The following is a 16,361-nucleotide window of genomic DNA, read 5'->3' as shown; positions in this document are numbered from 1 at the left end:
GCTTAGCCCTTGAGCTGCTCGTAGGCCGGGAGCGTCAGGAAGTCGGCGTAGTCCTCGTCGAGGGAGACCGTCAGCAGCAGGTCGTGCGCCTGCTGCCAGTTGCCGGCCGCGAAGGCCTCCTCGCCGATCTCGGCGCGGATGTTCGCGAGTTCCTCGGCGGCGACCTTGCGGGCCAGCTCGGCCGTGACCTGCTCGCCGTTGTCGAGGACGACCTCCGCGTTGATCCACTGCCAGATCTGGGAGCGGGAGATCTCCGCGGTGGCCGCGTCCTCCATCAGGTTGAAGATGGCGACGGCGCCCATGCCGCGCAGCCACGCCTCGATGTAACGGATGCCCACCTGCACGGCGTTGACCAGGCCCGCGTACGTCGGCTTGGCGTCGAGCGAGTCGACGGCGATCAGGTCGGCCGCCTCGACGACGACGTCCTCGCGCAGGCGGTCCTTCTGGTGGGGCTTGTCGCCGAGGACCTTGTCGAAGGACTCCATGGCGATCGGCACCAGGTCGGGGTGGGCGACCCAGGAGCCGTCGAAGCCGTCGCCGGCCTCGCGGTCCTTGTCGGCGCGGACCTTCTCGAACGCGACCTTGTTGACCTCGGCGTCACGGCGGGACGGGATGAACGCCGCCATGCCGCCGATGGCGTGGGCGCCGCGCTTGTGGCAGGTGCGGACGAGGAGTTCGGTGTACGCGCGCATGAACGGGGCCGTCATCGTCACCGCGTTGCGGTCCGGCAGGACGAACCTGGCGCCGCCGTCACGGAAGTTCTTGACGATGGAGAACAGGTAGTCCCAGCGGCCGGCGTTCAGCCCGGAGGCGTGGTCGCGCAGCTCGTAGAGGATCTCCTCCATCTCGTACGCGGCGGTGATCGTCTCGATGAGGACGGTGGCGCGGATCGTGCCCTGGGGGATGCCGCAGTACTCCTGCGCGAAGACGAACACCTCGTTCCACAGGCGGGCCTCCAGGTGGGACTCCGTCTTCGGGAGGTAGAAGTACGGGCCCTTGCCGAGGTCCAGCAGGCGCTGGGCGTTGTGGAAGAAGTACAGGCCGAAGTCGACGAGCGCGCCGGGCACGGGCGTGCCGTCGGCGTCGACGAGGTGCCGCTCGTTCAGATGCCAGCCGCGCGGGCGCATGACGACGGTGGCGAGCTCCTCGTCCGCCTTCAGCGCGTACGACTTGCCGGACCTCGCGTCGGTGAAGTCGATGTTCCGGGTGTAGGCGTCGCTCAGGTTGACCTGGCCGAGGATCACGTTCTCCCAGGTGGGCGCGGAGGCGTCCTCGAAGTCCGCGAGCCAGACCTTGGCGCCGGAGTTGAGCGCGTTGATGGTCATCTTGCGGTCGGTGGGACCGGTGATCTCGACCCGGCGGTCGTTCAGGGCGTCCGGGGCCGGGGCGACCCTCCAGGAGTCGTCGGCGCGGATCGCGGCGGTCTCCGGGAGGAAGTCGAGGGTGGAGGTGCGGGCGATCTCGGCGCGGCGCTCGGCGCGGCGGGCGAGGAGTTCGTCACGCCGGGGCGTGAACCGCCGGTGCAGCTCGGCCACGAAGGCGAGCGCCGCTTCGGTGAGGACCTCCTCCTGCCGGGGCAGAGGCTCGGCGTCGACGATGGCCAGCGGAGACGGCGCTGGAGCGGACATGAACGGTCACTTCCTTCAGCGAGCTGTGAAGACGAGCCGGCGTGCTTGGCACCGGGTGCCAGTCTTCCCGGATACGGCGTTCGGCGCCCGGGGAGCCGTCGGGCGCTTCTGAACAGTGGATACTAGTTTCCTCATAGTGGAAGTTCAATCGTCTGTTGATGTCGAGAATCTCAGGGTCGAGGCAAGGTGGCGCTCCGTGCCACCCCCCTCACTCCAGGTGGGCCAGATCGGCTTCGGTGTCGATGTCGAAGGGCCGGGCGACGTCCCCGCACTCGACGAGGGCGAGGGCCGTCCGATGCTCCTTCAGATAGGCGCGTGCCCCCCGGTCCCCGGTCGCAGTCGCGGCGATGCCCGGCCAGTGGGCGGCGCCGAACAGCACCGGATGGCCGCGCTCACCGTCGTACGCGGCGGAGGCGAGCGACTCCTCGCCCTCGAACGCCGCGAGGACCCGGGCCACCGCCTCGGGTCCGATGCCGGGCTGGTCGACGAGCGACACCAGGGCGGCCCGTGCGCCCGTGCCGGCGAGCGAGCCGAGCCCGGCGCGCAGAGAACTCCCCATCCCCTGCTCCCAGTTGGGGTTGTCCACCAGGACGCAGCCCGGCAGTGAGGCCCGCGCGCGCACGTCGCCGGCCTGCGCGCCCAGGACCACGTGGACGGTCGCACAGCCGCCCTCCCGCAGCACCCGCACCGCGTGCTCCACCAGGGGCCGCCCCCGATGGGGGAGCAGTGCCTTGGGCCGCCCGCCGAGCCGCCGCCCGCCACCGGCCGCGAGCAGCAGTCCCGCGACCGCTCGTGCCCCGCCCGTCGTCTCCCGTGTCGTCATGGCTCCTGCATACCGCACGCCCCGTACGGGCGTACGACGGCGCGGGGTGCGCGTCGCACGGGCGTGCGCCTCGGGCCAGAAAGTCACTCAGTGAGACAAGTCGATGACGCAATGGACTGGCGCCTGGTGGCCCGCGTCGTTTACTGTCGCCCGCACCGACCGGCCGGGCGCCCGACTGCGGCCCGGTGTGGGGGACTTCGCGTCGGAAGAGCACGCGCACGACGAGGTGCGAGGGGGAGGACTGTGTTGCGGAGCGTCGAGCAGAAGCGGCAGGGGCCTGTGGCCGGCGGCGACGAGGACCCGCGCGTGACGGAGCTGCGCTCCGCCGTGTCCCGGTTACGCCGCCGACTGGCCGCCCATCCCGGTGAGTTCGCCGACCGGACCATCGCCGACGAGGAACTGGCCGCGCTCGCGGCCATGGCCGCCGACGGCATCCCCGAGATCCCCTGCCTGCGCCGCTCCCTCCTGCTGATCGCGGGCGCGATCGGCTCCGTGAGCGCCCTGTCGGCGGAGCTCACGGAGGTTCGGCGGGCCGTCGATCTCTTCGGAGGTCCGGTGCGGGGGCAGGGCTAGGCGGTTTCGTTTGGATCAGTGGGGCGTTGATCCGGGCCTGAGGGCATCGTGCACACAGACGGTCCCCGGAAATTTCCGATCAACCCACTACTCGTGTCTCAGAAGTCGCCGGGGACCTGGCCGGTGCCCGACAGGTACTCCGCGAGGGAGCCCTGTCGCGGTTGACCGGTCCTATTTGCAATCATTACTCCGGTTATGCGAGGTGGTCAAAGGATCCGGCGGACTATCTCGCCCGGGCTGATCGAGACGGCAGGGCCCAGAGGTGAGGCAGGGCTGACCCAGACGCGGCGTGACGCCGGGCTGATCCAGACGGGCAGGGCCCAGGGGGCGAGGGCCGGGCCGATCCGCACGGCAAGGCCCACGCCGCGGGTCGCGACCCGGGCCCGTCAGGTCCGGCAGCCGGGCACGGCGCCCTGCGGCCCGCCGCCGTTACGCCGGGCTCTGGCTGGCGAGCGCCGCGGACAGCTCCACGGCGACCTGCTGGAGCACCGGCACGATCTTGTCCGTCGCCGCCTCCGTGACCCGGCCCGCCGGGCCGGAGATGGAGATGGCCGCGGCGGTGGGGGAGTCGGGCACCGGCACCGCGAGGCAGCGGACCCCGATCTCCTGCTCGTTGTCGTCGATGGCGTAGCCCTGCAGGCGCACGTCCTCCAGGGCCGCGAGGAAGCCGTCGGCCGTCGTGATCGTCTTCTCCGTCGCGGCGGGCATGCCCGTACGGGAGAGCAGCGCCCGCACCTCCTCCGGCGGGAAACCGGCGAGCAGGGCCTTGCCCACGCCCGTGGAGTGCGGCAGCACCCGCCGGCCGACCTCCGTGAACATGCGCATCGAGTGCTTCGACGGCACCTGCGCCACGTAGACGATCTCGTCCCCGTCCAGCAGCGCCATGTTCGCCGTCTCGCCGGTCTCCTCGACGAGTCGCGCCAGGTACGGCCGTGCCCAGGTGCCCAGCAGCCGGGAGGCCGACTCGCCGAGGCGGATCAGGCGCGGGCCGAGCGCGTACCGCCGGTTGGGCTGCTGACGTACGTACCCGCAGGCCACCAGCGTGCGCATCAGACGGTGGATGGTCGGCAGGGGCAGGCCGCTGCTCGCGGACAGCTCGCTCAGGCCGACCTCGCCACCCGCGTCCGCCATCCGTTCGAGCAGGTCGAAGGCGCGCTCCAGGGACTGGACGCCACCGTTGGCGGAGGACCGGGCGGAGTCGGTGGTGCTGGCGCTGGACGTCGGCACGGCGCGTTCCTTTCGGGGCGGGCGGGAAGGGCAGAAGCCTACCCGGCGGTCGGTTGACTCCCCGCTTGTACGTAGCTACGTTCTGCTTGCTGGAAGTTTAATTCCGCTTTGTGGAAACGTCTAGGAGCTTCACCGAAGAGCGCCGCAGTCAAGTGTGCCCTTGACGGCGCGGAAGAGGGAGTGAAGACTCCTTCAACAGAAAGTTGAATTCCGTTACGCGGAAGTAAGGGGTTCGGGTGTCCGACGCTGAACTGGTGCTGCGCTCGACGCGAGTCATCACCCCCGAAGGAACGCGGGCCGCGTCCGTCGCGGTGACCGACGGCACGATCACGGCCGTCCTCCCGCACGACGCGCCCGTCCCCGAGGGCGCCCGCCTGGAGGACCTGGGCGACCACGTCCTGCTGCCCGGCCTGGTCGACACGCACGTCCACGTCAACGATCCCGGCCGCACCGAGTGGGAGGGCTTCTGGACCGCCACCCGCGCGGCGGCCGCCGGTGGCATCACGACCCTCGTCGACATGCCCCTCAACTCCCTCCCGCCGACCACGACCGTCCCGCACCTGCGGACCAAGCAGCAGGTCGCCGCCGACAAGGCACACATCGACGTCGGGTTCTGGGGCGGCGCCCTGCCCGACAACGTCAAGGAGCTCCGCCCGCTGCACGAGGCAGGAGTGTTCGGCTTCAAGGCGTTCCTGTCGCCGTCCGGCGTCGACGAGTTCCCGCACCTGGAGCGAGACCCGCTCACCCGCACCATGGCCGAGATCGCCGCCTTCGACGGCCTGCTCATCGTGCACGCCGAGGACCCCCACCTGCTCGCCTCCGCCCCGCAGCAGCCGGGCCCGAGGTACGCCGACTTCCTCGCCTCCCGCCCCCGGGACGCCGAGGACACCGCCATCGCCCAGCTCATCCGCGAGGCGAAGGCCCTCGACGCGCGCGTGCACGTGCTGCACCTGTCCTCCAGCGACGCCCTGCCGATGATCGCCGAGGCGCGGGCCGAGGGCGTCCGCATCACCGTGGAGACCTGCCCCCACTACCTGACCCTCACCGCCGAGGAAGTCCCCGACGGCGCCAGCGAGTTCAAGTGCTGCCCGCCCATCCGCGAGGCCGCCAACCAGGACCTGCTCTGGCAGGCCCTCGCCGACGGCACCATCGACTGCATCGTCACCGACCACTCCCCGTCCACGGCCGACCTGAAGACCGACGACTTCGCGACGGCCTGGGGCGGCATCTCCGGGCTCCAGCTGAGCCTGGCCGCGGTGTGGACGCAGGCCCGCAGGCGCGGGCACGGCCTGGAGGACGTGGTGCGCTGGATGTCCGCGCGCACCTCCGAACTGGTCGGGCTCGACGACCGCAAGGGCGCCATCGCGGTCGGCCGCGACGCCGACTTCGCCGTCCTCGCCCCGGACGAGACCTTCACCGTCGACCCCGTGGCCCTCCAGCACCGCAACCGCGTCACGGCGTACGCCGGCCGGACCCTGCACGGCGTCGTGAAGTCGACCTGGCTGCGCGGGCAGCGCATCGTCGCGGACGGTGAGTTCACCGAACCGAAGGGGCGGCTCCTCACCCGGACCCAGTGAAATCCCCACCGACTCGAAAGGCAGATCTGATCACCGTGACGGCGATTCCCAGCTTCACCGGCGACGCGAACCCCTACGGAGGCGGCGACCCGTACGCGGACTACCGCACCGCCGACTTCCCCTTCACCCAGTACACCGACCTCGCCGACCGGCGCCTCGGAGCCGGTGTCATCGCCGCCAACGACGAGTTCTTCGCCCAGCGCGAGAACCTGCTGGTGCCCGAGCCCGCCGAGTTCGACCCCGAGCACTTCGGCCACAAGGGCAAGATCATGGACGGCTGGGAGACGCGCCGCCGCCGGGGCGCCTCCGCCGACCACCCCTGGCCGACCGCCGAGGACCACGACTGGGCCCTGGTCCGCCTCGGTGCGCCCGGCGTGATCCGCGGGATCATCGTCGACACCGCCCACTTCCGCGGCAACTACCCGCAGGCCGTGTCCGTCGAGGGCACCTGCGTCCCCGGCTCGCCGTCGCCCGAGGAACTCCTCGGCGACGACGTGAAGTGGACGACCCTCGTCCCGCGCACCGCGGTCGGCGGCCACGCGGCGAACGGTTTCGCCGTCGCCGCCGAGCAGTGCTTCACGCACCTCAGGGTCAACCAGCACCCCGACGGCGGCATCGCCCGCCTGCGCGTCCACGGCGAGGTCGTCCCCGACCCCGCGTGGCTGGAGGCGCTGGGCACCTTCGACGTCGTCGCCCTGGAGAACGGCGGCCGGGCCGAGGACGCCTCCAACCTCTTCTACTCACCCGCCTCCAACACCATCCAGCCGGGCCGCTCCCGCAAGATGGACGACGGCTGGGAGACCCGCCGCCGGCGCGACCAGGGCCACGACTGGATCCGCTACCGGCTCGCCGCCCAGGCCCGGATCCGCGCCCTGGAGATCGACACCGCCTACCTCAAGGGCAACAGCGCCGGCTGGGCGTCGGTGTCCGTCAAGGACGGCGAGGACGGCGAGTGGCAGGAGATCCTGCCCCGCACCCGCCTCCAGCCCGACACCAACCACCGCTTCGTCCTGCCGGAGCCGGCCGTCGGCACGCACGCGCGCGTGGACATCTTCCCGGACGGCGGCATCTCCCGGCTCCGCCTCTTCGGCTCCCTGACCCCGGAGGGCGCGAGCCGCCTGGCGGCACGCCACCAGGAGCTCGGCGGCTGACCCGACCCGTGAGACCCGTGAGGCGCACCGGCCGGACAGCACCGATGCGCCTCACGTACGTCACGGCGTGCGCGCCTCAGGGGGAGCGTGTCTTGCGTCGTACGCGCCTCACGCCGCGTGGCCCCCGTCCACCGGGAACTCCGCCCCGGTCACGTACGTCGCCCCCGCCAAGTAGGCGACCGTCGACGCCACCTCCTCCGCCGTCCCGAACCGGCCCAGCGCCGTCAGCGCCGCCTGCCCGGCCGCGTACGGCCCGTCCGCCGGGTTCATGTCCGTGTCGATCGGGCCGGGAAGAACCAGGTTCGCCGTGATCCCGCGCCCGCCCAGCTCCCGGGCCAGTGCCTTGGTCAGACCGGCCAGGGCCGCCTTGCTCGTCGCGTAGAGGGTCCCGCCCGGCCCCGGCACCCGCTGGGCCATGCAACTGCCGATCGTGATGATCCGCCCGCCCTCGGGCAGCCATGCGGCAGCCGCCTGCGAGGCCAGGAAGACACCCCGTACGTTGACGTCGAGAACCCGGTCCACGTCCGCGAGCGACAGGGTGTCCAGCGGACCGAGCACCCCCACACCGGCGTTGTTGACCAGGATGTCGAGCCGGCCCAGCGCCTCCGCGGCCGCGTCCACCAGCTCGGCCGCCTCCGTGGCATCGCCCGTGTCCGCGCGCAGCGCCACCGCCCGGCGCCCCAGCGCCTCCACGGCCCGTACGACGTCCTCGGCCGCCTCCTTGCCGTTCACATAGCCGACGGCCACGTCCGCGCCCTGGCGCGCCAGCCGCACCGCCGTCGCCGCGCCGATGCCACGGCTCCCCCCGGTCACGAGCGCCACCTTGCCGTTCAGAGTTCCCTGAGAAGTCATGGCTCCATCCCAGCGGCCGCACGACACCGGCGCTGGCGGCGAGCGGACGTCGACGTTCCCGGGCCGGCCGAAGGTTCCACGGCCCGGAGCACACCCGATCCGGCGTACAAGCGGAACCTTTCCATCCGCTTCCTGCGTTCCCCGGTCGTGACCCTTCAGCAAGAGATCGTCGGCAACGCCATGCAGATGGCGGTCGTGAGCCTGCAGCCCGGTCAGACGGTGTACTGCGAGGCCGGAAAGTTCCTGTTCAAGACCACGAACGTGACCATGGAGACCCGCCTGGGCGGCCCGTCGGGCGGGGGCGGGCGGCAGTCGCAGCCCGGCGGCAGCGGCTCGGGCGGCATGGGCGGCCTGCTGCGCCAGGCCATGGGCACGGCCATGCAGGCCGGCCAGCGCGCCCTCGCGGGGGAGTCGCTGGCGTTCCAGTACTTCACCACCCAGGGCGGCGAGGGCACCGTCGGCTTCGCGGGCGTGCTCCCCGGGGAGATGCGCGCGCTGGAACTGGACGGCACGCGCGCGTGGTTCGCCGAGAAGGACGCCTTCGTGGCCGCGGAGTCCACCGTCGACTTCGGCATCGCCTTCCAGGGCGGCCGTACCGGGCGGAGCGGCGGCGAGGGCTTCGTCCTGGAGAAGTTCACCGGACGCGGCACGGTGATCATCGCCGGGGCGGGCAACTTCATCGACCTGAACCCGGTCGACTTCGGCGGCCGCGTCGAGGTCGACACGGGGTGCGTCGTGGCCTTCGAGGAGGGCATCCACTACGGCGTCCAGCGCGTCGGCGGCCTCAACCGCCAGGGTGTGATGAACGCGGTCTTCGGCGGCGAGGGCCTGTCCCTGGCCACCCTGGAGGGCAACGGCCGGGTGATCCTGCAGTCCCTCACCATCGAGAGCCTCGCGAACGCCCTGAAGAAGGCCCAGGGCGGCGACAAGCAGGGCCCGACGGGCGGGCTGTTCTCCACGAACGCCCAGTGAGCGGGCGTCCGGGCCGGCGATGAGTTGCGGGTGCCGGCGGGGTCTGACGTGATGGCATCAGGCCCCACACCAGGAAGCAGGCACTCGCCATGGGCAAGCTCGTCTCCACCCTCTTCGTCACCCTCGACGGCGTCTACCAGGCCCCCGGCGGGCCGCAGGAGGACACCCGCGGGGGCTTCACCCACGGCGGCTGGAGCTTCCCGTACGCCGACGAGGACTTCGGCCGGTTCATGGGCGAGGTGTTCACCCGCCCGGGCGCCTTCCTGCTCGGCCGCCGTACGTACGACATCTTCGCCACCTACTGGCCCAAGGTGACCGACCCCGCGGACCCGGTCGCCGGCCCGCTCAACTCCCTGCCGAAGTACGTGCCTTCCTCGACCCTGACGGACCCGGGCTGGGCGGGCACGACCGTGCTCTCCGGCGACCTCGCCGAGGAGGTCACCGCCGTGAAGGAGCGCACCGACGGCGAGGTCCAGGTGCACGGCAGCGGCGCCCTCGTCCGGTCGCTGCTGGCGCTCGACCTGGTGGACACCCTGCACCTGCTGACCTTCCCGGTCGTGCTCGGCTCCGGGTTCCGGCTGTTCACGGAGGGCACCGTACCGACCGCGTTCGAGCACACCGGCGGGAGCGTCACCGGTGGGGGCGTCTCGATCCAGACGTACGACCCGAAGGGCCGCCCGGAGTACGGCGAGTTCGGCCTGCCGGAAGGCGCGTGAGGGCGCTCGCGGGGCTACGCGTGAGGGCGCCGCGGGGCCGGTGAACTTCCCGCGAACTCACGGGGCTTCACAGGAAATTCTCCGGGCTTGTCATTGACATGCCAGCGTCTACGCGCGTCATCATGAGCGGCATGAATGTCCCCCCACGCGCCTCGCGGCTCGGCGCAGCAGCCGCCCTTCTGTCCGCTCTCCTCGTCGGCGGAACCGTCTCCGCCACCACGGCCGACGCCGCCCCCACCGCCGTCGGCGACATCTGCTACAGCAAACTGCCGTCCCAGGCCCATGACACGCTCGACCTGATCGAGCAGGGCGGCCCTTACCCGTTCGACCAGGACGGCACCGTCTTCCAGAACCGGGAAGGCATCCTGCCCAGCCAGTCCTCCGGCTACTACCACGAGTACACGGTCATCACCCCGGGCTCCTCCGACCGCGGTGCGCGGCGCATCGTCACCGGTGAGCAGAACCAGGAGGACTACTACACGGCCGACCACTACGTCTCCTTCGACCTGGTCGACCACGGCTGCTGAGCCCTGACGGGGCGCCGGGCCGGAAGTCCGTCGGCGTCTCAGACGGACTTCCGGCTCCCGGCCGCCGCGAACAGGGCCACGCCCAGCACGAGCAGCGCGACGCTCGCGTAGATCTCGTAGCCGTCCAGGAACCCCAGGCGCTGGACCAGGCCCCAGTTCCAGTCGGTGAACTCGTGCACCAGGCCCGCCACGCCCTGGACCAGGGCGAGAAAACCGAGAATCTCCAGTACCTGCTTCATGCCACCAGCCTCGTCCCGCGGACCCCCCACGCAGATCGGCCGCGGGACGAGCACCCCGGGACGGAAGTCCCCGCTCCGGGGTGCCGGCCGCGTCGAAAGTCTGCGGCGTGACGACTTTGGTCGACGATCCCGCCCGAGGACGGCCGGTACGCGTTCCGGCTGCGTAGATTTGGCGCCGTGAATGGTGACGACGTGGGGCACGCCTCGCCGGTACCGACGGGAGCGACGCCCGCGCTCCTCACCGGGCGCAGATGGTTCTTCCCGTCGGCGCTCCTGCACGAACTCGACCCGGACGCCGCACGGGCCGGGCGGCGGCCCCGGCGCACCGCCCGCGACTGGGTCGTCGACTTCTCCTGCTTCCTGATCGCCGTCGTGGTGGGCGCCGCGGCCCTCGACGCGCTCGTCGACAACCCCCATGCCCCGCGCGGACTGGTCGTCGTCGACCAGGTGATCGGCGCGCTGGCCTGTGCGGCGGTCTGGCTGCGGCGCCGCTGGCCGCTGGGGCTGACCGTGGCCCTGACGCCCCTCTCCCTCGTCTCGGACATCTCGGGGGGCGCCGGCCTGATCGCCCTGTTCACCCTCGCGGTGCACCGCCCCTTCCGGTACGTGGCCTGGGTGGGCGGGGTCAACGTGGCGCTGGTGCCGCTCTACTACTGGGTGCGCCCCGACGCGGACCTCCCCTACCTGGTGAGCGTCCCCTTCGCCATGCTGCTCACCGTGGCGATCGTCGGCTGGGGCATGTTCGTGCGTGCCAAACGGCAGCTGATGGTGAGCCTCAGGGACCGCGCCCGGCGCGCCGAGACCGAGGCGCGGCTGCGGGCCGAACAGGCGCAGCGGCTCGCCCGCGAGGCCATCGCCCGGGAGATGCACGACGTGCTCGCCCACCGGCTGACGCTGCTCAGCGTGCACGCGGGCGCCCTGGAGTTCCGGCCCGACGCGCCCCCGGCTCAGACGGCGCGGGCGGCGGGCGTGATCCGGGAGAGCGCGCACGAGGCGCTCCAGGACCTGCGGGAGATCATCGGCGTGCTGCGCGCCGGCGAACCCGACGACACGGGCCGGCCGCAGCCGACCCTCGCGGCGCTCGACACGCTGGTCGCGGAGTCCCGTGAGGCCGGCATGAAGGTCGTCCTCGACCAGCGTGTCGAGGACGCCGCCGCCGTCCCGTCCTCCGTCGGCCGCACCGCCTACCGGATCGCCCAGGAGGGCCTGACCAACGCGCGCAAGCACGCCCCCGGCGCGGAGGTCACGGTGACCGTCACCGGCGCGCCGGGCACCGGCCTCACCGTCCGCGTGCACAACCCGCCGCCCGTGGGCGAGGTGCCGCACGTCCCCGGCTCCGGCCAGGGCCTGATCGGCCTCACGGAGCGGGCGACCCTCGCGGGCGGCCGGCTGGAGCACGGGCACACGCCCGGCGGCGGGTTCGAGGTGGACGCGTGGCTGCCGTGGCCGTGAGCACCCGCCGTCCTCCCCCCCCAGGCCGTCAACCCCGGGCGCGGCGCCGGGCGTTGGCGCCGCCCGTCCGGGCCCGCCGCCCGGCCCGGCCGTGATTACGTAAGGCCCATGACTGCGATCAGACTGCTCCTCGTCGACGACGACCCGCTGGTGCGGGCCGGGCTCTCCTTCATGCTGGGCGGCGCCGACGACATCGAGATCGTCGGTGAGGCCGCCGACGGCACCGAGGTGGAGGCCCTCGTCGACCGCACCCGCCCGGACGTCGTGCTCATGGACATCCGGATGCCGGCGGTGGACGGTCTCACGGCCACGGAGCGGCTGCGTGCCCGCAAGGACGCCCCGCAGGTGGTGGTACTCACCACCTTCCACGCCGACGAGCAGGTGCTGCGCGCGCTGCGCGTGGGCGCCGCCGGGTTCGTCCTCAAGGACACCCCGCCGGCCGAGATCATCGCGGCGGTGCGCCGCGTCGCGGCCGGCGACCCGGTCCTGTCGCCCGCGGTCACCCGCCAGCTGATGCGGCACGCCGTCGGCACCGGCCCCGACACCCGCCGCACCCGCGCCCGGGACCGCATCGCCGTCCTCAACGACCGCGAGCGCGAGGTCGCCGTCGCGGTCGGCCGGGGCCTGGCCAACGCCGAGATCGCCACCGGCCTGTTCATGAGCGTCGCCACCGTGAAGACGCACGTCTCGCGCATCCTGGCCAAGCTGGACCTCAACAACAGGGTGCAGATCGCGCTGCTCACCTACGACGCGGGGCTCCTGGAGGGAGAGCGGGAAGAGCAGTGACCGCCGGGGTCCGGCGTCAGGCGACCGTGGGCGGGGAGCCGCCGGCGATCTCCGCGAGGTGCACCGGCCTGCGCTCGCGCCGCGACAGCTCGCACGCCTCGGCGATCCGCAGTGCCTGCAGCGCCTCGCGCCCGTCGCAGGGGTTGGCCCGCTCGCCCCGGACGACCTCGACGAAGGCGTTCAGCTCCGCCGCGTAGGCCGGGCCGAACCGCTCCAGGAAACCCGTCCAGGGCTTGTCCGCGGCGGGCGGCCCGGTCGGCTCGGTGGACGCGATCGGCGTGCGGTCGTCCAGGCCGACCACGATCTGGTCGCGCTCCCCGGCCAGCTCCATGCGCACGTCGTAGCCGGCCCCGTTCATCCGGGTCGCCGTGAGCGTGGCGAGCGTGCCGTCGTCCAGGGTGAGGAGCGCGGCCGCGGTGTCGACGTCGCCCGCCTCGCGGAACATCCGGGGACCGGCGTCGGACCCGGCCGCGTAGACGTCCGTGACCTCCCGGCCGGTCACCCAGCGCAGCACGTCGAAGTCGTGGATCAGGGTGTCCCGGTACAGCCCGCCGGACAGCGGCAGCCAGGCCGCGTCCGGCGGCTGCTGGTCGCTGGTCAGGGCCCGCACGGTGTGCAGCCGCCCCAGCCGGCCGGACCTTACGGCCTCGCGCGCACCCGTGTAGCCCGCGTCGAAGCGGCGCTGGAAGCCCATCTGCAGAACCGTCCCGGCCGCCTCGACCTCGGCGATCGCCGCCAGGGACCCCGGCAGATCCAGCGCGATGGGCTTCTCGCAGAACACCGGCAGACCCGAGCGTGCTGCCCGACCGATCAGTTCGGCGTGGGCCGACGTGTTCGTCGTGATCACCACGGCGTCGACGCCCCAGCGGAAGATCTCCTCCACGCCGGGCGCCGCCGTCTCGCCCAGCCGGTGCGCCAGTTCCTGGGCCCGGGCGGCGTCCGCGTCCGTGAGGATCAGGGAACCGACGTCCCGGTTCCGGCTGAGTGTCTTCGCGTGGATGGTGCCGATGCGGCCCGTACCGATGACCCCGATGCGCATGGAAACAAAGTGCGTGCACAGCCCGCCGCTGTCAATCTGTATGTCCGGACAATCTGACTACACGACTTCCCGTCAACAACGCACGGAGCTACGCTCGGCCCGTGCCGAAACCTGAAGTGGACCCGACCGTGCAGCTCGAGCTGAGTGTGGACCGCAGCTCTCCCGTGCCGTTGTACTTCCAGCTGTCCCAGCAGCTGGAGGCCGCGATCGAGCACGGCACGCTGACCCCCGGCAGCCTGCTGGGCAACGAGATCGAGCTCGCCGCCCGACTCGGCCTGTCCCGGCCGACCGTCCGCCAGGCGATCCAGTCGCTCGTCGACAAGGGCCTCCTCGTGCGCCGCCGCGGCGTGGGCACCCAGGTCGTGCACAGCCAGGTCAAACGCCCTCTCGAGCTCAGCAGCCTCTACGACGACCTGGAGGCGGCGGGCCAGCGCCCGGCCACCAGGGTCCTGGTCAACAAGCTCGTCCCCGCCTCCGCCGAGGTCGCCGCCGCGCTCGGCGTCGCCGAGGACAGCGACGTCCACCGCGTCGAGCGCCTCCGCCTCGCCCACGGCGAGCCCATGGCCTACCTCTGCAACTTCCTGCCCCCCGGCCTCATCGACCTCGACACGGACCAGCTGGAGACGACCGGCCTCTACCGTCTGATGCGGTCGGCGGGCATCACCCTGCACAGCGCCCGCCAGTCGATCGGCGCCCGGGCGGCGACGACGGAGGAGGCGGAACGGCTGTCGGAGGAGACGGGGGCCCCGCTGCTGACCATGCAGCGGGTGACGTTCGACGACACTGGCCGAGCAGTGGAATACGGCACACACACCTACCGCCCGACGCGCTATTCGTTCGAGTTCCAGTTGCTCGTTCGGACGTGATGGTCATGCTGTTGAGGGGCGCGGGGAACTGCGCGACAAGCCCCCACCGGCCGGCACGCGGCGATGATCCGCACCACCCCTGTGCTCCGCACCGTGCCGTCCCGTGAGGCAGAATCGGGCCCGATGAGCACCTACCGCGACTTCACCGCCCCCATCGGCTCCCGCCGTGCCACGGCCCTGCGCACCGTCGGCACCCGGGAGCGCCGCTCGCACCTGACGGCCCCCCGCGTGCCCACGGTCGGCATCGACATCGGCGGTACGAAGGTGATGGCGGGTGTCGTCGACGCCGACGGCAACATCCTGGAGATGCTCCGCACGGAGACCCCGGACAAGTCCAAGAGCCCCAAGGTCGTCGAGGACACCATCGCCGAGCTGGTCCTGGACCTCTCCGACCGGCACGACGTGCACGCCGTCGGCATCGGCGCGGCCGGCTGGGTGGACGCCGACCGCAACCGCGTGCTGTTCGCGCCCCACCTGTCCTGGCGCAACGAACCGCTCCGCGACCGCCTCTCGGGCCGGCTGTCCGTCCCGGTCCTCGTGGACAACGACGCCAACACCGCCGCCTGGGCCGAGTGGCGCTTCGGCGCCGGCCGCGGCGAGGACCACCTGGTCATGATCACCCTCGGCACCGGCATCGGCGGCGCGATCCTGGAGGACGGCCAGGTCAAGCGCGGCAAGTACGGCGTCGCCGGCGAGTTCGGCCACATGCAGGTCGTGCCCGGCGGCCACCGCTGCCCGTGCGGCAACCGCGGCTGCTGGGAGCAGTACAGCTCCGGAAACGCCCTGGTCCGCGAGGCCCGCGAGCTGGCCGCCGCCGACTCGCCGGTCGCGTACGGGATCATCGAGCACGTCAAGGGCAGCATCGGCGACATCACCGGCCCGATGATCACCGAGCTGGCCCGCGACGGCGACGCCATGTGCATCGAACTGCTCCAGGACATCGGCCAGTGGCTCGGCGTCGGCATCGCCAACCTCGCCGCCGCCCTCGACCCCTCCTGCTTCGTGATCGGCGGCGGCGTCTCGGCCGCCGACGACCTGCTGATCGGCCCCGCCCGGGACGCCTTCAAGCGGCACCTCACCGGCCGCGGCTACCGCCCCGAGGCCCGCATCGTCCGGGCCCAGCTCGGCCCCGAGGCCGGCATGGTCGGAGCCGCAGACCTCGCCCGGCTGGTCGCCCGCCGCTTCCGCCGCGCCAAGCGCCGCCGCGTGGAGCGCTACGAGCGCTACGAGCGGTACACGCAGTCGCTGCGCAGTACCCAGGAGACGTCGTGACCGCCTCCCTGCCCCACCAGGGCCCCTGGCCCGACGAGCCGGACCGTCCGGCCGAGGACCGCCGCCACATGATCCGGCGCAGGTCCCTCACCCTGCTGATCATCGTGCTGCTCATCGGCATCCCGGCCGGCTACCTCGTGATCTCCGCGAACCAGAGCCGCGACAGCGGCAAGGACAAGGAGGCGAAGTACTCGGCCACCGGCCTGACCGAGGGCTGGCCCTCCAAGCTCCAGCGCCGGATCTACCAGGTGCCCGTCCCGCACCCGGCCTGGCACGTGGCGTACTACGAGACCAACAACTGGAAGACCAGCCGCCTCTACACCCAGTTCGAGACCAACGCGGCTGGTCTGGACGCCTACCTGACCGGCCTGGGTGTGACGCGGAAGGACCTGAAGCAGGGCCACATCACGATCGGCGCCCGCGACCGGAAGATCACCGGCTGGAAGTTCGCCACGAACGACTCCTGGTACGGCTTCGTCCACCGGCAGAAGAACCCGGCACCCACCCACGACGTGGTCGTGGACCTGTCCAACCCGGCCTACCCCTGGGTGTACGTCGTGGGCCGGACCGTGCCGTAGGCCATGACACCGCGGAGACCCGTCGGGAGCCTCCGGGCCCGCCGCCGGGGCCGACTGTCAGACCCCGCCCGTAGAGTCGGAGA

General features: G+C 72.1%; 17 protein-coding genes. 11 read left to right on the top strand and 6 right to left on the bottom strand.

From position 1 onward, the window contains the following. Nucleotides 1–2: 2 nt before the first annotated feature. Both aceB and K4G64_RS00445 read right to left on the bottom strand, forming a co-directional pair. Complete coding sequence (aceB, locus tag K4G64_RS00450) at nucleotides 3–1,628, bottom strand: malate synthase A (RefSeq protein WP_221754003.1); 1,626 nt, start codon at nucleotides 1,626–1,628, stop codon at nucleotides 3–5. 208 nt (nucleotides 1,629–1,836) lie between these two features. Then, entirely contained in the window at nucleotides 1,837–2,451 is a 615-nt protein-coding gene (locus K4G64_RS00445) for an NTP transferase domain-containing protein (RefSeq protein WP_221754002.1), read from the bottom strand. Nucleotides 2,452–2,694: 243 nt separating this feature from the next. Here K4G64_RS00445 and K4G64_RS00440 point away from each other — a divergent pair, with 243 nt between their 5' ends. After that, entirely contained in the window at nucleotides 2,695–3,024 is a 330-nt protein-coding gene (locus tag K4G64_RS00440; protein ID WP_308122164.1) for a DUF5955 family protein, read from the top strand. A gap of 429 nt (nucleotides 3,025–3,453) precedes the next feature. Here the strand turns inward: K4G64_RS00440 and K4G64_RS00435 are convergent, their stop codons facing one another. Further along, on the bottom strand, nucleotides 3,454–4,251 hold the full coding sequence (locus tag K4G64_RS00435) for an IclR family transcriptional regulator (protein WP_221754001.1): 798 nt from the start codon (nucleotides 4,249–4,251) through the stop codon (nucleotides 3,454–3,456). A gap of 236 nt (nucleotides 4,252–4,487) precedes the next feature. Here K4G64_RS00435 and allB point away from each other — a divergent pair, with 236 nt between their 5' ends. Further along, the gene (gene allB, locus K4G64_RS00430) at nucleotides 4,488–5,828 is read left to right on the top strand and encodes an allantoinase AllB (RefSeq protein WP_221754000.1); all 1,341 of its coding nucleotides are present in this window, start codon (nucleotides 4,488–4,490) and stop codon (nucleotides 5,826–5,828) included. A 35-nt stretch (nucleotides 5,829–5,863) separates the two neighbouring features. Continuing rightward, nucleotides 5,864–6,979 (top strand): allantoicase, encoded by a 1,116-nt coding sequence (gene alc, locus K4G64_RS00425; protein ID WP_221753999.1) that lies wholly within the window; start codon nucleotides 5,864–5,866, stop codon nucleotides 6,977–6,979. Nucleotides 6,980–7,087: 108 nt separating this feature from the next. Here alc and K4G64_RS00420 read toward each other — a convergent pair whose 3' ends face one another. Further along, the gene (locus tag K4G64_RS00420; RefSeq protein ID WP_221753998.1) at nucleotides 7,088–7,831 is read right to left on the bottom strand and encodes a 3-oxoacyl-ACP reductase family protein; all 744 of its coding nucleotides are present in this window, start codon (nucleotides 7,829–7,831) and stop codon (nucleotides 7,088–7,090) included. A 147-nt stretch (nucleotides 7,832–7,978) separates the two neighbouring features. On the opposite strand from K4G64_RS00420, the gene K4G64_RS00415 reads away from it, so the two are divergent. From K4G64_RS00415 to K4G64_RS00405, 3 genes are all read left to right on the top strand, one after another. After that, entirely contained in the window at nucleotides 7,979–8,803 is an 825-nt protein-coding gene (locus K4G64_RS00415; protein WP_221753997.1) for an AIM24 family protein, read from the top strand. An 89-nt stretch (nucleotides 8,804–8,892) separates the two neighbouring features. Then, complete coding sequence (locus K4G64_RS00410) at nucleotides 8,893–9,519, top strand: dihydrofolate reductase family protein (protein WP_221753996.1); 627 nt, start codon at nucleotides 8,893–8,895, stop codon at nucleotides 9,517–9,519. A 131-nt stretch (nucleotides 9,520–9,650) separates the two neighbouring features. After that, the gene (locus K4G64_RS00405; RefSeq protein ID WP_221753995.1) at nucleotides 9,651–10,046 is read left to right on the top strand and encodes a ribonuclease; all 396 of its coding nucleotides are present in this window, start codon (nucleotides 9,651–9,653) and stop codon (nucleotides 10,044–10,046) included. Nucleotides 10,047–10,084: 38 nt separating this feature from the next. Here the strand turns inward: K4G64_RS00405 and K4G64_RS00400 are convergent, their stop codons facing one another. Next, nucleotides 10,085–10,285 (bottom strand): hypothetical protein, encoded by a 201-nt coding sequence (locus tag K4G64_RS00400; RefSeq protein WP_031106532.1) that lies wholly within the window; start codon nucleotides 10,283–10,285, stop codon nucleotides 10,085–10,087. 177 nt (nucleotides 10,286–10,462) lie between these two features. Between K4G64_RS00400 and K4G64_RS00395 the strand changes: the two genes are divergently transcribed. Together K4G64_RS00395 and K4G64_RS00390 are read left to right on the top strand one after the other, a co-directional pair. After that, entirely contained in the window at nucleotides 10,463–11,737 is a 1,275-nt protein-coding gene (locus K4G64_RS00395; RefSeq protein WP_374206334.1) for a histidine kinase, read from the top strand. 108 nt (nucleotides 11,738–11,845) lie between these two features. Then, on the top strand, nucleotides 11,846–12,523 hold the full coding sequence (locus K4G64_RS00390; RefSeq protein WP_221753994.1) for a response regulator transcription factor: 678 nt from the start codon (nucleotides 11,846–11,848) through the stop codon (nucleotides 12,521–12,523). A 16-nt stretch (nucleotides 12,524–12,539) separates the two neighbouring features. On the opposite strand, the gene K4G64_RS00385 is transcribed toward K4G64_RS00390, so the two are convergent. Further along, nucleotides 12,540–13,562, bottom strand: coding sequence for a Gfo/Idh/MocA family oxidoreductase (locus tag K4G64_RS00385; RefSeq protein ID WP_221753993.1), 1,023 nt, complete (start codon nucleotides 13,560–13,562; stop codon nucleotides 12,540–12,542). A gap of 128 nt (nucleotides 13,563–13,690) precedes the next feature. Between K4G64_RS00385 and K4G64_RS00380 the strand changes: the two genes are divergently transcribed. The 3 genes from K4G64_RS00380 to K4G64_RS00370 all read left to right on the top strand — a co-directional run bounded on the left by K4G64_RS00380 (nucleotide 13,691) and on the right by K4G64_RS00370 (nucleotide 16,278). Beyond that, complete coding sequence (locus K4G64_RS00380; RefSeq protein WP_221754080.1) at nucleotides 13,691–14,428, top strand: GntR family transcriptional regulator; 738 nt, start codon at nucleotides 13,691–13,693, stop codon at nucleotides 14,426–14,428. Between the two features lie 123 nt (nucleotides 14,429–14,551). After that, entirely contained in the window at nucleotides 14,552–15,700 is a 1,149-nt protein-coding gene (locus K4G64_RS00375) for an ROK family glucokinase (protein ID WP_221753992.1), read from the top strand. Continuing rightward, nucleotides 15,697–16,278 carry a sugar kinase gene (locus K4G64_RS00370; protein WP_185010492.1) on the top strand — a complete coding sequence of 194 codons (582 nt, stop codon included), beginning with the start codon at nucleotides 15,697–15,699 and terminating at the stop codon, nucleotides 16,276–16,278. The genes K4G64_RS00375 and K4G64_RS00370 overlap by 4 nt, the downstream gene beginning before the upstream one ends. Nucleotides 16,279–16,361 lie beyond the last annotated feature (83 nt).

It is taken from the genome of Streptomyces sp. WAC04114 (genome assembly GCF_019733245.1).
Classification (GTDB): domain Bacteria; phylum Actinomycetota; class Actinomycetes; order Streptomycetales; family Streptomycetaceae; genus Streptomyces; species Streptomyces massasporeus_A.
The sequence above is the reverse complement of the archived record's forward strand: the minus strand, read 5'-3'. Positions and strand labels throughout refer to the sequence as shown.

What these genes read in the sequence shown, in the direction of transcription:
- K4G64_RS00445 (WP_221754002.1), bottom strand. Translation starts at nt 2,451, where the DNA reads ATGACGACACGGGAGACGACGGGCGGGGCACGAGCGGTCGCGGGACTG.
- K4G64_RS00420 (WP_221753998.1), bottom strand. Translation starts at nt 7,831, where the DNA reads ATGACTTCTCAGGGAACTCTGAACGGCAAGGTGGCGCTCGTGACCGGG.
- aceB (WP_221754003.1), bottom strand. Translation starts at nt 1,628, where the DNA reads ATGTCCGCTCCAGCGCCGTCTCCGCTGGCCATCGTCGACGCCGAGCCT.
- K4G64_RS00405 (WP_221753995.1), top strand. Translation starts at nt 9,651, where the DNA reads ATGAATGTCCCCCCACGCGCCTCGCGGCTCGGCGCAGCAGCCGCCCTT.
- K4G64_RS00390 (WP_221753994.1), top strand. Translation starts at nt 11,846, where the DNA reads ATGACTGCGATCAGACTGCTCCTCGTCGACGACGACCCGCTGGTGCGG.
- K4G64_RS00375 (WP_221753992.1), top strand. Translation starts at nt 14,552, where the DNA reads ATGAGCACCTACCGCGACTTCACCGCCCCCATCGGCTCCCGCCGTGCC.
- K4G64_RS00410 (WP_221753996.1), top strand. Translation starts at nt 8,893, where the DNA reads ATGGGCAAGCTCGTCTCCACCCTCTTCGTCACCCTCGACGGCGTCTAC.
- K4G64_RS00400 (WP_031106532.1), bottom strand. Translation starts at nt 10,285, where the DNA reads ATGAAGCAGGTACTGGAGATTCTCGGTTTTCTCGCCCTGGTCCAGGGC.
- K4G64_RS00385 (WP_221753993.1), bottom strand. Translation starts at nt 13,562, where the DNA reads ATGCGCATCGGGGTCATCGGTACGGGCCGCATCGGCACCATCCACGCG.